The sequence below is a fragment of the Polaromonas sp. YR568 genome, assembly GCF_943369675.1.
Taxonomy (GTDB): domain Bacteria; phylum Pseudomonadota; class Gammaproteobacteria; order Burkholderiales; family Burkholderiaceae_C; genus Polaromonas.
The window spans coordinates 1-12,765 of record NZ_CALROB020000075.1 but is presented as its reverse complement, the minus strand read 5'-3'; the positions used below and the strand labels follow the sequence as shown (position 1 = coordinate 12,765).

Annotated in this window: 12 protein-coding genes and 1 pseudogene; 7 read left to right on the top strand and 6 right to left on the bottom strand. The window is 65.1% G+C overall.

The window, feature by feature from the left end:
* The 5 genes and pseudogenes from ACLV8F_RS24080 to ACLV8F_RS24060 form a co-directional block, all read left to right on the top strand.
* A pseudogene (locus tag ACLV8F_RS24080) lies at positions 1 to 284 on the top strand (ABC transporter ATP-binding protein); the annotation flags it as partial.
* A 23-nt stretch (positions 285 to 307) separates the two neighbouring features.
* Positions 308 to 1,072: an ABC transporter ATP-binding protein gene (locus tag ACLV8F_RS24075; RefSeq protein WP_411886723.1), complete on the top strand. Its 765-nt coding sequence runs from the start codon at positions 308 to 310 to the stop codon at positions 1,070 to 1,072.
* A gap of 74 nt (positions 1,073 to 1,146) precedes the next feature.
* The gene (locus ACLV8F_RS24070) at positions 1,147 to 2,118 is read left to right on the top strand and encodes a dipeptidase (RefSeq protein WP_411886721.1); all 972 of its coding nucleotides are present in this window, start codon (positions 1,147 to 1,149) and stop codon (positions 2,116 to 2,118) included.
* Between the two features lie 39 nt (positions 2,119 to 2,157).
* Positions 2,158 to 2,604 (top strand): acyl-CoA thioesterase, encoded by a 447-nt coding sequence (locus ACLV8F_RS24065; RefSeq protein ID WP_411886720.1) that lies wholly within the window; start codon positions 2,158 to 2,160, stop codon positions 2,602 to 2,604.
* 23 nt (positions 2,605 to 2,627) lie between these two features.
* A complete protein-coding gene (locus ACLV8F_RS24060) occupies positions 2,628 to 3,548 on the top strand; it encodes an EamA family transporter (protein WP_411886719.1) in 921 nt (306 codons plus the stop codon).
* Here ACLV8F_RS24060 and ACLV8F_RS24055 read toward each other — a convergent pair.
* Positions 3,523 to 4,452, bottom strand: a complete 930-nt coding sequence (locus tag ACLV8F_RS24055; protein WP_411886718.1) for a LysR family transcriptional regulator — start codon at positions 4,450 to 4,452, stop codon at positions 3,523 to 3,525. The two genes, ACLV8F_RS24060 and ACLV8F_RS24055, sit on opposite strands and share 26 nt — an antisense overlap.
* Before the next feature lie 99 nt (positions 4,453 to 4,551).
* Here ACLV8F_RS24055 and ACLV8F_RS24050 point away from each other — a divergent pair, with 99 nt between their 5' ends.
* The gene (locus ACLV8F_RS24050; RefSeq protein WP_411886717.1) at positions 4,552 to 5,196 is read left to right on the top strand and encodes an NAD(P)-dependent oxidoreductase; all 645 of its coding nucleotides are present in this window, start codon (positions 4,552 to 4,554) and stop codon (positions 5,194 to 5,196) included.
* Positions 5,197 to 5,359: 163 nt separating this feature from the next.
* On the opposite strand, the gene ACLV8F_RS24045 is transcribed toward ACLV8F_RS24050, so the two are convergent.
* The 5 genes from ACLV8F_RS24045 to ACLV8F_RS24025 form a co-directional block, all read right to left on the bottom strand.
* Positions 5,360 to 7,228 (bottom strand): potassium transporter Kup, encoded by a 1,869-nt coding sequence (locus ACLV8F_RS24045; protein ID WP_411886716.1) that lies wholly within the window; start codon positions 7,226 to 7,228, stop codon positions 5,360 to 5,362.
* Between the two features lie 300 nt (positions 7,229 to 7,528).
* On the bottom strand, positions 7,529 to 8,824 hold the full coding sequence (gshA, locus tag ACLV8F_RS24040) for a glutamate--cysteine ligase (protein ID WP_411886715.1): 1,296 nt from the start codon (positions 8,822 to 8,824) through the stop codon (positions 7,529 to 7,531).
* A 155-nt stretch (positions 8,825 to 8,979) separates the two neighbouring features.
* A complete protein-coding gene (locus tag ACLV8F_RS24035) occupies positions 8,980 to 10,233 on the bottom strand; it encodes a glutamate-5-semialdehyde dehydrogenase (protein WP_411886722.1) in 1,254 nt (417 codons plus the stop codon).
* Positions 10,234 to 10,345: 112 nt separating this feature from the next.
* Complete coding sequence (holA, locus tag ACLV8F_RS24030) at positions 10,346 to 11,434, bottom strand: DNA polymerase III subunit delta (protein ID WP_411886714.1); 1,089 nt, start codon at positions 11,432 to 11,434, stop codon at positions 10,346 to 10,348.
* A 38-nt stretch (positions 11,435 to 11,472) separates the two neighbouring features.
* Positions 11,473 to 11,895: an Lrp/AsnC family transcriptional regulator gene (locus ACLV8F_RS24025; protein WP_411886713.1), complete on the bottom strand. Its 423-nt coding sequence runs from the start codon at positions 11,893 to 11,895 to the stop codon at positions 11,473 to 11,475.
* Between the two features lie 170 nt (positions 11,896 to 12,065).
* Here ACLV8F_RS24025 and ACLV8F_RS24020 point away from each other — a divergent pair.
* Positions 12,066 to 12,765: ornithine cyclodeaminase (locus ACLV8F_RS24020; protein ID WP_411886712.1), on the top strand; the 700-nt coding region annotated here is incomplete at its 3' end.

The following is a 12,765-nucleotide window of genomic DNA, read 5'->3' as shown; positions in this document are numbered from 1 at the left end:
TGGACGTGACGGTGCAGCTGCAGGTGCTGTCCATCCTCGACACCCTGGTGGCCGAACGCGGCATGGGCCTGATCCTGGTCTCGCACGACCTGCGGCTGGTCTCCACCTTCTGCGACCGCATCCTGGTGATGTACGCGGGCCGCGTGGTGGAAGAACTCGCCGCCGGCGGCCTCGCGAATGCGCAGCACCCTTACACCCGTGGGCTGATGGCCTGCCTGCCGCAACTGGGCGCATCCACCCATCCGCTGGCCACGCTGGACCGGCAACCGGAGTGGGCGCTGTGAACGCGCCGGTTTCTCCCGCCTCGCTGGGCCTGGAAGTCAGCGGCCTGCGCGTGGTCTACGACGGGTTTGTCGCGGTCGCCGATACCTCGTTCACCGTGGCCCCCGGCGAAAGCTTCGGCATCGTCGGTGAATCGGGCTCGGGCAAGTCCACCGTGCTGCGCGCCATCTGCGGGCTGGCGCCGCGCACGGCCGGCACCGTCAAGCTGCTGGGCCAGGACAGCGCGCCCGGCAGCAAGGCCTTCAGGCGCCAGGTGCAGATGGTGTTCCAGGACCCCTATGGCTCGCTGCACCCGCGTCACACGGTGGACCGCATCCTGGCCGAGCCGCTGGCCATCCATGGCATCGCCGACGCGGAAGCGCGCATAGAACGCGCGCTGGAAGAAGTCGGCCTGGGAACCGGTTTTCGTTTTCGTTACCCGCACCAGCTTTCGGGCGGGCAGCGCCAGCGCATCGCGATTGCGCGGGCGCTGATCCTGGAGCCGCAAATCCTGCTGCTGGATGAACCGACTTCGGCGCTGGACGCTTCGGTGCAGGCCGAGGTGCTCAACCTGCTCGAAGAACTGCGCCGCCGGCGCGGCCTCACGTTCGTGATGGTGAGCCACGACCTGGCCGTCGTCACCCACCTGTGCGAACGGCTGATGGTGATGCAGCGCGGCCAGACGGTGGAGATGCTGGCCTCGGCCGACCTGGCGGGGCGCAAGGCCAGCAATGCCTATACGCTGAGCCTGATGGAGGCCTCCACCGGTTTCAAGCGCCGCGCAGCCACCGAGGCGCCCGTCACGGCGTAAATCGTTACCACGCGCGGCTGGCACACACGCTGGCTGCATGCTTTAATTTCCTTTCAACATACCGAGTCCTCACCATGATCAACTGGGAAGCCCACGCCTGCCTGCCGCTGCACCCGGCAGCCGATTTTTCACCCATGGACACCTTGCGCGCCGCGGGCGTCAACTATGTCTCCATCAACGTCGGCATGGACATGAACCCGGTGGCGCAAATCATGGCGGTCATCGCCGCCTTCCGCGCGAAGATTGCGGCCAGCCCAGAGCGCTACAAGCTGGTGTCCAGCGTGGAAGAGATTCGTGAAGCCGCCGCGGCGGGCCAACTCGCCATCGGCTTTGACCTCGAAGGCGCGATACCGCTGCAAGAGCAAACCGAGATGGTGGCGCTGTACCGCGAGCTCGGCGTGCGGCAAATCCACTTCGCCTACAACCGCAACAACAGCGTGGCCGACGGCTGCCATGACGAGGCGCGCGGCCTCACGCCGCTGGGTGTGCGCATGGTGGAGGCCGTCAACAAGGCCGGGCTGCTGATGGACTGCTCGCACACCGGCCGGCGCTGCAGCCTGGACATCATGGCAGCCTCCTCGAAGCCGGTGATCTTCAGCCACGCCAATCCCCTGGCGCTGGTCGAGCACGGGCGCAACGTCACTGATGAACAGATACGCGCTTGCGCCGCGACCGGCGGCGTGGTCTGTGTTTCGGGCGTCTCGGCTTTCCTGGGCACGCGCACGCCCACGGCCGAGGACATGGCGCGGCACGTGGCTTACGTTGCCGGCCTGGTCGGTGCGCAGCACGCGGGCATAGGCCTGGACATCAGCTTCCGCCAGGACGAACTCAACGACAACCCGCCCGGCGACTACGACCCGACTTACTGGTGGCCGAAGTCGGCCGGCTACAACCGCGCTGTGCAGCGCATGACCTACACGCCGGTCGAAACCTGGCAACTGCTGCCCGATGCATTGCGCCAGGTGGGCCTGAGCGCGGCCGAGATTGAAGGCGTGATGGGCGACAATATGATGCGTGTCGCCGCCATCGCCTGGCAACATGCCTGAACATTTCGCCTGAACCTCCCGCAACCCACCGGTAGCCCCATGTCATCCATCACCCTGCGATTCCTGGCCGAACCCAGCACCGTCAACTTCGGCGGCAAAGTGCATGGCGGCACCGTCATGAAATGGATTGACGAAGCCGGTTATGCCTGCGCCACCAGCTGGGCCAAACGTTATTGCGTCACCGTGTCCGTAGGTAGCATCCGCTTCCAGCGCCCCATCATGATCGGCGACCTGGTCGAAGTCGAGGCACGCCTTGCCTACACCGGCACGACCAGCATGAACATCTCGGTGGAAGTGCGCGCCGGCGACATGAAGGTCGGCCAGATGCAGGTGATTACCGAATGCCTGGTGGTGTTCGTCGCGGTGGACCTGGACGGCAAGGCCTTGCCCGCCCAGGAATGGCGCCCCGAGACCCCCGGCGACGTCGCGTTGGCCCAGCACGTCAAGGCCCACCTGGACGCCGCGCGCGCCATGCAGCCGGCCTGAATTCCGGCTCTCCCAACATCTCGATGCAAAGCAATACCCTGACGGGTCGCGACCTGGCGGCCGCCCTCACGGTGGTCGTGCTGTGGGGCGTGAACTTCGTGGTGATGAAATTCGCGCTGCGCGACTTCACGCCTTTTCAATTGGGCGCGGCCCGCTATGTGTTCGCGGTGCTGCCGCTGGTGCTGCTGGTGCGCCCGCCCAAGGTGGCCTGGAAATGGATCGTGGCTTACGGCCTGCTGCAGGGCGTGGGGCAGTTCGGCATTCTTTTTCTCGCGCTCAAGGTCGGTATGACGGCGGCGCTGGCCTCGGTACTGCAGCAAACGCAAGTGTTCTGGACCGCGCTGTTTGGTTTTGTGCTGTTGCATGAGCGCGCGAGCCGCCCGCTGCAGGCCGGCCTGGTGCTCGCCGCGCTGGGACTGGCCTGCTTCGCGCTCAACTACGTGGGTGCGGACGGCGCCGGGGCCACCACGCCGCTGGGCTTTGTGCTCACGCTGTGCGCGGCGTCCATGTGGGCCATGTCCAACATCGTGGCGCGGCGTGTGCAGCAAACCTACAAGGACTATTCGCCGCTGGCCTTTGTGGTGTGGAGCAGCCTGGTGGCGGTGCTGCCTTTTGTGGCGCTGTCTTGGGCGTTTGACCCTGAAGCCGTTCGCTGGCACTGGATGGAGGCGCGCGCCTCGAGCTGGGCGGCCGTGGCCTACCTGGGATGGGCCGCCACCATCCTGGGTTACGGCCTGTGGACCAGCCTGCTCAAGCGCCACCCCGCAAACCGCGTCGCGCCCTTCAGCCTGGGCGTGCCCGTTGTGGGTTTGGCCACCGGCATGCTGGTGCTGGGCGAGGTCGTCACGCCCTGGCAATGGGCGGGCACCGCGCTGGTCGTGGCCGCGCTGGGCTGCGTGATGCTGGGCGGGCTGGTCTTCAAGCCGCGTCCGCAGCAGATTTGAATTCACCGCCAAACCAGGCCGCGAGCAAGTCCAGCGTGTAGCGCACCTTGGCCGGTTGCTCGCCACGCCGCGGCGTGACGGCGTACACCGGCAGATCCGCCATGCGCCAGCCCGGCAACACCGGCAGCAAGCGCCCTTCGGCCAGCGCCTTGCGGTCGTCCTCACTCACCCCCATGCTGATGCCCCAGCCCGCCACGGCCAGCGCATGCAGAACCGTGACCTGCGAGGCCTGCACGCGGCCTTCGAGCCGCAGCGTTTCGCGCTCGCCCGACGGGCCCAGCAGCTCCAGCATGTCCACGTTGTTGCTGCTGTTGGGTTTGCTGGCCAGCCAGTCGTGGCGCAGCAAGTCCTGCGGCGCGGCGGGCCAGCCGCGCTCGGCCAGGTAGGCCGGCGAGGCGCACAGCTGGCGCGGCATGCTGCCCAGCTTGCGCGCCACCAGGCTGGAATCGGCGAGTTCGCCGACACGCAGCGCGATGTCCACACGCGCATCAATCAGGTCTATCAGCGTGTCGTCCAGCAGCAGGCGCAGCGTGAGCCTGGGGTAGCCGCGCAGCGGCGCCAGCGCCGAGGCCAGCAGGCTGCCAAAACCCACGGGCGCGGCCAGCCGCAGCTCGCCCTCGGGCTCGTCGCGCAGGCGCACCAGGGCTTGTTCCGCCGCGCGCGCCGCGGCCAGCATGGCGGCGCAACCGGCGTGGTAACGCTCACCGGCTTCCGTCAGCGTGAGGCGCCGCGTCGAGCGGTGCAGCAAAGCCAGGCCCAGCGCCTGTTCCAGCTGGCGCAAATGCTGGCTCACGGCAGAAGGCGTCATGCCCAGGCGCCGCGCCGCCGCCGTCAGCGAGCCCGCCGCCACCACCTCGGCAAAGACGGCCATGCGCTTGAGCTGGTCCAGGGATTTCTCGCTCATTGATTAGTTGTACTTCACAGTGTTGGTGGATTTTGCCGTCTATTCATCCATCTGTGAAGCAATCAGACTAAGGGCTTCTTTCACCAACAGGGAATTTTCATGAACATCGCACTCATAGGCGCCACCGGTTTTGTAGGCGCGCCCATTCTTTCGGAACTGCTGAGCCGCGGCCACACCGTCACTGTGCTGGCCCGCAACCCCGGCAAAATCGCGCCGCAAGCCGGCCTCACCGTGGTCGCGGCCGATGCCCTGGACGCGAACCAGGTCGCCAAGGCTGCAAGCGGCCACGATGCGCTCATCAGCGCCTACAACCCGGGCTGGGGCGAGCCGAAGATCCATGACCTGCACCTGCAGGCCAGCAAAGCCATCGTCGATGGTGTCAAGCAGTCCGGCGTGAAACGCCTGCTGGTGGTGGGCGGCGCGGGCAGCCTCTACGTGGCGCCCGGCCTGCAACTGGTGGACACGCCGGAGTTTCCCGCCGAATACAAGCAGGCCGCGTTGGCCGCGCGCGAAGCGCTGAACCAGCTCAAGCTGGAGACCTCGCTGGACTGGAGTTTTGTCTCGCCCCCTATCGACCTGGCGCCCGGCGAGCGCAGCGGCAAATACCGGCTCGGTGCGGATGATTTGTTGCCCGGCGAGGGCGGCAAGCCGGCCGGCATCTCGGTGGCCGATTTGGCCGTGGCGATCGTCGATGAGATTGAAACGCCACGGCATGTGCGGCGCCGGTTTACGGTGGCCAATTGAGCTGATTGGCCTGGCAGCTCTAGGGCCGGTTCTTGCTCCGGCTTGCGCGCCTGTGCCCTTTGCATGGGCTTGCTGGCCGGGCCACTCCCGGCCAGCAGGCCTCAGCAGAGACCAACAAAAAATCGATCAAGCAGAGCCCCCCGCAAGGGACAAAACTCAAATCTCAAATCTCGATTTTGCTACCCAACTCCACAACAGAGTTATTAGGCAAATTCAAAAAATCCGCCGCCCCGCTCGCGTTGTGGTGCATCTGCGCAAACAGCTTCTCGCGCCAGGGCGCCATGCCGCTGCCAATCGTCGGGATCACGGTGTCGCGCGAGAGGAAATAGCTGGTGGTCATGGACTCCAGCTCGCAGCCGCGCCCCTTGAGTTGCTGCAGGGCTTTGGGCAGGTCCAGGTCGTTCTTGAAGCCGTAGTGCACGTTGACCTGCCAGCAGTCGTGGCCCAGGGCCTCGATCTCCAGGCGCTTGTGCATGCCTATCCAGGGAATCTCGTGGTTGCGCACCGTCACGAACAGGTTCTGCGCGTGCAGCACCTTGTTGTGCTTGAGGTTGTGCAGCAGCGCATTGGGCACGCTGCCGGGCTCGGCGGTCAAAAACACGGCCGTGCCTTCGACGCGGGCCGGCGGGCTGACGAAGACGGCGTCGAGAAAACTGGGCAGGTCGATCGCGTCGGCGCGCAGCTTTTCATTGAGGAGGTAGCGGCCTTCCTTCCAGGTGATCATCAGCGTGAACACCGCGCCGCCTATCACCAGCGGGAACCAGCCGCCGGCGAACAGCTTCATGAGGTTGGAGGCGAAGAAAGCGAAATCGACGATAAAGAACACACCGGTGGCGGCGATGCACAGGCCCAGCGGGTACTTCCAGCCGTAGCGGATCACGTAGAAGGTCAGGATGGTGGTGATCAGCATGTCGGTGCAGACCGCGATGCCGTAGGCGGCCGCCAGGTTGCTGGATGAGCGGAACATCACGACCGCGAGCACGATGGTGATGAAGAGGCCCCAGTTGACGAAGGGCATGTAGATCTGGCCGGTGTCGCGCACGCTGGTGTGCTGGATATTGAGGCGCGGCAGGTAGCCCATCTGGATGGCCTGCTTGGTCACGCTGAAGGCGCCGGTGATCAGGGCCTGCGACGCGATCACCGTGGCCATGGTGGCCAGGCACACCAGCGGCAGCAGCGCCCACTCGGGCGCCATCAGGTAGAAGGGGTTTTTCACGGCGGCGGGGTTGCCGATCAGCAGGGCGCCCTGGCCGAAGTAATTGAGTACCAGGCAGGGCATGACCACGGAGAACCAGGCCAGGCGTATCGGCTTCTTGCCGAAATGGCCGAGGTCGGCGTACAGCGCCTCGGCGCCGGTCACGCACAGCACGACAGCCCCAAGAATGATGAAGGTGGTGCCCGGGTTGTTCCACATGAAAATCACGGCGTAGTGCGGGCTCAGCGCGACCAGGATGTGGGGGTTGGTGGCGATCTGCGAGATGCCCAGCAGCGCGAGCACGCCGAACCAGACCAGCGTGATGGGTCCGAAGAATTTGCCGATGCCGGCCGTGCCGTGCTTTTGCACGGCGAAGAGGGCGAACAAAATGACCAGCGTGATCGGGATCACGCCCTGCTTGAAGGCCGGCGAGATCACTTCCAGGCCTTCGACGGCCGACAGCACCGAGATGGCCGGCGTGATGACGCCGTCGCCGTAAAACAGGGAGGTGCCGAAGATGCCGACGACCAGCAAGGTCTTGCGAAGCTGGGGCTTGTCTTTCACGGCGGTGGAGGCCAGCGCCAGCATGGCGATCAGCCCGCCCTCGCCGTTGTTGTCGGCGCGCAGCACCAGGGCCACGTACTTGATGGAAACGATGACGGTCAGCGTCCAGAAGAAGATGGACAGGATGCCGTAGACGTTGTCGGGGGTAAAGGGAACGTGCCCGGAACCGAAAACTTCCTTGACGGCATACAGGACACTGGTTCCGATGTCGCCGTAGACGACGCCGATAGCGCCCAGGGTGAGCGCCGCGAGGGATGATTTTTTACTGGACACAAGAACTTCCCGTCTTTGCGCCCGGCCCGTTCAAGCGGGCCGAAAGCGGCGGGAATGGTTACCTTTGGGAGTGCTATTTTGCGCCCGGGTGCCGGGCTTGCAAGTGGGCGGGCCTGCCTAACGCCAATTAAAGCCGGTTTTGTTGCACTGCAACAACTTGTAACGGAGGCAGGCCAATAGAGGGCTGGACGCGGCGTTTCGCTGCCCGGCGGTTAATGCTATTTATTTAAGAGTACGCCACGCGCGGCCCGGCAGGCCGAAACCGCAGCGGCGATGAAAAAAGCCCCTTGCGGGGCTTTTTCAGTCGTAGACCTCGGCGTCCGGGTCGGTGGCTTCGAGTTCGTAGCTCGCGGCCAGCATGGCCAGGCGGGCGATCACGCCATACATATAGAAGCGGTTGGGGCTGCTGGAGCCGGGCTTTTCGCCGGGCTGCGGCAGGCGGCCGCTGTCGGCGAAAGCCAGGGGCACAAAGCTGGCGCCGGGGGCGTTGAGGTTTTCGTCCACGCCGCGTTCGGCATGCACGCGGTAAAAGCCGCCGACCACGTAGCGGTCCATCATGTAGACCACGGGCTCGGCCACCGCGTCGTTGACGCGCTCGTTGGTCAGCACGCCTTCCTGGATGATCACTTCGGACAGCGCCTGGCCGTCCTTGGTGGTGCTCATCTTGTTTTTGGTCTTGCGGTTCAGCGCGTCCAGGTCCTTCACGTCGCGCACCGTCATGATGCCCATGCCGTAGGTGCCGTTGTCGGCCTTGACGACGACAAACGGCTTTTCGTTGATGCCGTATTCCTTGTACTTGCGCTTGATCTTGGTCAGCAGCGCGTCGACGTTGGTGGTCAGGCACTCCATGCCGGTGTTTTCGGCGAAGTTGACCTCGCCGCACTGGGCGAACATCGGGTTGATCAGCCAGGGGTCTATGCCCAGCAGCTTGCCGAAGCGCTTGGAAATTTCCTCATAGGCCTTGAAGTGGTGCGACTTGCGGCGCACCGACCAGCCCGCGTGCAGCGGCGGCAGCAAATACTGCTCGTTGATGTCTTCCAGGATGCCGGGGATGCCGGCGGACAGGTCGTTGTTCAGCAGGATGGTGCAGGGGTCGAAGTCTTTCAGGCCCAGGCGCCGGTCGGTGCGGATCAGCGGCTCAATCGTGATGCTCTCGCCGGTCGGCAGGTTCAGCGTGGTGGGCTCCTTGATGTCGGCGCTCAGCGAGCCGAAACGCACGTTCAGGCCGGCCTGGTGGAAGATGCGCTTGAGCTGCAGCACGTTGGACAGGTAAAAACTGTTGCGCGTGTGGTTCTCGGGCACGACCAGCAGGTTGCGCGCTTCCGGGCAGATTTTTTCGATCGCGGCCATCGCGGCCTGCACCGCCAGCGGCAGCATCTCGGGCGTCAGGTTGTTCCAGCCGCCGGGGTAGAGGTTGGTGTCCACCGGGGCCAGCTTGAAGCCCGCGTTGCGGATGTCGACCGAGCTGTAAAACGGCGGCGTGTGCTCCATCCACTCCAGCCGGAACCAGCGCTCGATCGCGGGCGTGGAGTCGAGGACGCGTTGTTCGAGTTCGTTGATGGGGCCGTTCAGGGCGGTGATGAGGTGCGGAACCATTCGGCCACTTTCGATAGGGGAGTCTGTTGTTATGTACTTCGGTTATATCTGACCGAATTTTAGGGATATTGGGATGCAATCCCCGGGTTACAAGGGGTAACGCCTACGCCAGCCATCCAAAAATCCGTGGGCCGGGGTCGCGGCCCGGCATGCCTTCAGGCGCGTACTTCGCCCTGTCCCAACACCACGTATTTGAGTGAGGTCAGGCCCTCGATGCCCACCGGCCCGCGGGCGTGGAACTTGTCGGTGCTGATGCCGATTTCGGCGCCCAGGCCGAACTCGAAACCGTCGGCGAAGCGGGTGCTCGCATTCACCATGACGCTGGCCGAGTCGACTTCTCGCATGAAACGCTGGGCATGCACGTGGTCGCGCGTCAGGATGGCGTCGGTGTGGTGGCTGGAATAGTGGTTGATGTGGGCGATGGCCTCGTCAATGCCTTCGACCACCTTGATGCTGATGATGGGCGCCAGGTATTCCTCGTACCAGTCCTGCTCGGTGGCGGCCACCAGGCTGGCATTTTTGACGCCGGACAGGATGGCCAGCGCCTCAGGGTCGCAACGCATTTCCACGCCCTTGGCCGCGTAGATTGCGCCGATTTTTGGCAGGAAGGCGGCGGCCACGCCGCGCGCCACCAACAGGCCTTCGCTGGCATTGCAGGGGCTGTATTTCTGGGTTTTGGCGTTGTCGGCCACCTTCACGGCCATCTCCAGGTCACAAGGGTCGTCGACGTACACGTGGCAGTTGCCGTCCAGGTGCTTGATGACGGGCACCTTGGCGTCGCGGCTGATGCGCTCTATCAAGCCCTTGCCGCCGCGCGGGATGATGACATCCACATACTGCGGCATGGCGATCAGGTGGCCGACGGCCTCGCGGTCGGTGGTGGGCACCAGCAGCACCGCGTCGGGCGGCAGGTCGGCATCGGCGAGTGCCTGCTGCACCAGCGCGGCCAGCGCCTTGTTCGATTCAATCGCTTCCGAGCCGCCGCGCAGGATGCAGGCGTTGCCGCTCTTGATCGCCAGCGACGCGGCTTCTATCGTCACGTTGGGCCGGCTTTCGTAAATCATGCCGAAGACACCGATGGGCACGCGCATCTGGCCCACGCGGATGCCGCTGGGCTGCTCCTTCATGCCGATGATGTCGCCGATCACGTCGGCCATGGCGGCCAGCTGCTCGCAGCCCTGGGCCACGGTGTCAATGATCTTGGTAGTCAGCTTGAGCCGGTCCAGCAGGGGGCCGGCCAAGCCTGCGGCCGTGGCGCGCTCCAGGTCGCGCTGGTTGGCGGCTTCCAGCGCCGCCGTATTTTTGCGCAGCGCCTTGGCCAGGTTCAGCAGGGCTTTGTTCTTGATGCTTGACGGTGCGCGCGCCATCTCGGCCGAAGCCGTCTTGGCGCGGGACCCCAGCAGTTCCATCAATCGCGGGACATCGCTGGCGAGGTCGCTGGAGGAGGAAAGGGCTTTGTGGGAGTCGGGCGCGTTCATCCGGCCATTTTAGGCCCCCCGGCGCGGGCCTATTCAGCTGGGGCTAAGCCTGCCTGGCGCGGCCCTGAGTAGCGCATTGCTCGCACACCATGCCGGCCAGCCGGTGCAGCGCCTGCCAGCCGTCGGCCGGCCAGTCGGGCTGCTTCAGGCCTTTGACGATGCCGTCGACCTTGTGCGCCGCATGCAGCAGGTTGGCCAGGGTGGTGTCGCCGATCTGCGGCAGCACGCGTTCGAACAGTTTTTCCTTGATGCCCCAGACGCGGTTTTCGCGCAGCGCCATGGGCATGGGCCTGCCTGCACTGATCGCATCCTTCACGCGCTTCATGCTGCGGATGTCCTCGGCCAGCGCCCAGTGCACCAGCACTTCGGATTCGCCCTCGGACTGCAGGCCGTCCAGCATGCGCGCCACACGCACCGCCTGGCCGCCCAGCACGGCTTCGGACAGCTTGAAGACGTCGTAGCGTGCGACGTTGAGCACCGCGTTCTCGACCTGGTCGAAGCCCAGGATGCCGTCGCTGCTGCCGGACTGGGCCGGGTAGAGCAGGCCCAGTTTCTGGATTTCCTGGTGCGCGGCCAGCAGGTTGCCCTCGACGCGGTCGGCGAAAAACTGCAGCGTGCGCTGGCCTTCCTCGCCGGCGGCCACGCGCTGGCCCTGCTGCTGCAGGCGCTGGGCGATCCACTGCGGCAGGTTGCGCCTGTCTATCGGGTCGAACTTGACGGTGACGCCGAAACTTTCGAGCGCGCCGAACCAGGCGCCCTTGGCGGTCATGCTGTCCAGTCGCGGCAGCATGACCAGGGTCAGCGTGCTGTCGTCGCCTTGCGCGCGCTCGGCGATCTGTTGCAGTGCGACAGAACCGTCCTTGCCGGGCTTGCCGCTGGGGATGCGGATTTCAACAATCTGTTTGTCGGCGAACAGGCTCAACGAGCCGCCGCTGGCCAGCACCTCGCTCCAGTCGAAGTGCGCGCCGGCGACGGTGTGCACCGTGCGTTCGGTATAGCCCTGCTCGCGCGCCGTGGCGCGCAGCGCGTCGGCGAACTCCTGCACCAGCAAAGGCTCGTCGCCGTGCAGGGTGTACAGGCTTTTCAAGCCGCGCTTGAGGTGTTCCTGGAGTTGGGCGGGGACCAGATTCATGGGGGGAGTTTAGCGGCTGGGGTGGCGCGAGAGCGGGCTTAGAGCTTGGTGGTCGACAGCAGCAGGCTGGTTTCGGTGTTGGCGATGCCTTCGAGCAGGCGTATGCGGCTCAGCACGCTGTCAAAGGCTTCCAGGCTGTCGGCCTGCAGCTCGGCCACCATGTCCCAGCGGCCGTTGGTGGTGTGCAGCGCGCTCACGGCCGGGTCGCCGCGCAGGGCAGTCAGCACGGCCGCCGTGCGGTTGCCTTCCACCGCCACGGTCATGAAAGCGCGTATGCGGTGGCCTTCGGCCTGGGGTTTGAGGCGCACCGTGTAACCGGTGATGGTGCCCTCGGCCTCCAGCCGGGAAAGCCGGTTTTGCACCGTGCCGCGCGAGACGCGCAGCACCTTGGCCAGCGAGGCGACGGAGGCCCGGGCGTTGTCGCGCAGCAGGGACAGCAGTTGGCGGTCGGTATCGTCCATACGGTGATTTTATTGGCATAACGCCAATCAAGCCTGACGATATGCACAAAGAAGGCGTAAATTTGATCAACTTACTGACTTTTATTTGCCACGGAGGCTGCGGACAATCGAAAGGAACAAGGTACGGGCACGGTCGCCCGCACCCGCACACAAAGACCGGGAGCCCCATCATGGTTGACTACATTGGCATTGAAAGCATCCAGAAAATCGTGCGCCAGCGCGGCGCCGCCGCCTTCATCGAAGGCCTGGCCGGCGAAATCGAGCATGACTACCGGCGCTGGAACGATTTCGACAAGTCGGCGCGCCACGCCATCCATTCGCCCGACGGCGTGATCGAGCTGATGCCGACCAGCGACGGCCACCAGTATTCCTTCAAGTACGTCAACGGCCACCCCAAGAACACCGAGCTGGGCCTGCTCACGGTCACGGCCTTCGGCGTGCTGGCCGACGTGGACACCGGCTACCCGCTGCTGTTGTCCGAACTCACCATCACCACCGCGTTACGCACGGCGGCCACTTCGGCGCTGGCCGCGAAATGGATGGCCAGGCCGGACAGTCGCGTCATGGCCATCATCGGCAATGGCGCGCAAAGCGAGTTCCAGGCCATCGCCTTTCACCACATGCTGGGCATACGCGAAATGCGGCTGTTTGACATCGATGCCGCCGCCAGCGACAAACTGGCGCGCAACCTGTACGCGATGGGGCTGGGCGAGCTGTGTGTGGTGATTTGCCAATCCGCCGCTGGGGCCGTGCAAGGCGCCGACATCGTGACCACCATCACCGCCGACAAGCGCAACGCCGTCATCCTGACGCCGGAAATGATCCAGCCCGGCATGCACCTGAACGCCGTGGGCGGCGACTGCCCCGGCA

What these genes read in the sequence shown, in the direction of transcription:
- ACLV8F_RS24035 (WP_411886722.1), bottom strand. Translation starts at nt 10,233, where the DNA reads ATGGAACTGCTGGGGTCCCGCGCCAAGACGGCTTCGGCCGAGATGGCG.
- ACLV8F_RS24060 (WP_411886719.1), top strand. Translation starts at nt 2,628, where the DNA reads ATGCAAAGCAATACCCTGACGGGTCGCGACCTGGCGGCCGCCCTCACG.
- ACLV8F_RS24050 (WP_411886717.1), top strand. Translation starts at nt 4,552, where the DNA reads ATGAACATCGCACTCATAGGCGCCACCGGTTTTGTAGGCGCGCCCATT.
- ACLV8F_RS24025 (WP_411886713.1), bottom strand. Translation starts at nt 11,895, where the DNA reads ATGGACGATACCGACCGCCAACTGCTGTCCCTGCTGCGCGACAACGCC.
- ACLV8F_RS24055 (WP_411886718.1), bottom strand. Translation starts at nt 4,452, where the DNA reads ATGAGCGAGAAATCCCTGGACCAGCTCAAGCGCATGGCCGTCTTTGCC.
- gshA (WP_411886715.1), bottom strand. Translation starts at nt 8,824, where the DNA reads ATGGTTCCGCACCTCATCACCGCCCTGAACGGCCCCATCAACGAACTC.
- ACLV8F_RS24065 (WP_411886720.1), top strand. Translation starts at nt 2,158, where the DNA reads ATGTCATCCATCACCCTGCGATTCCTGGCCGAACCCAGCACCGTCAAC.
- ACLV8F_RS24070 (WP_411886721.1), top strand. Translation starts at nt 1,147, where the DNA reads ATGATCAACTGGGAAGCCCACGCCTGCCTGCCGCTGCACCCGGCAGCC.
- holA (WP_411886714.1), bottom strand. Translation starts at nt 11,434, where the DNA reads ATGAATCTGGTCCCCGCCCAACTCCAGGAACACCTCAAGCGCGGCTTG.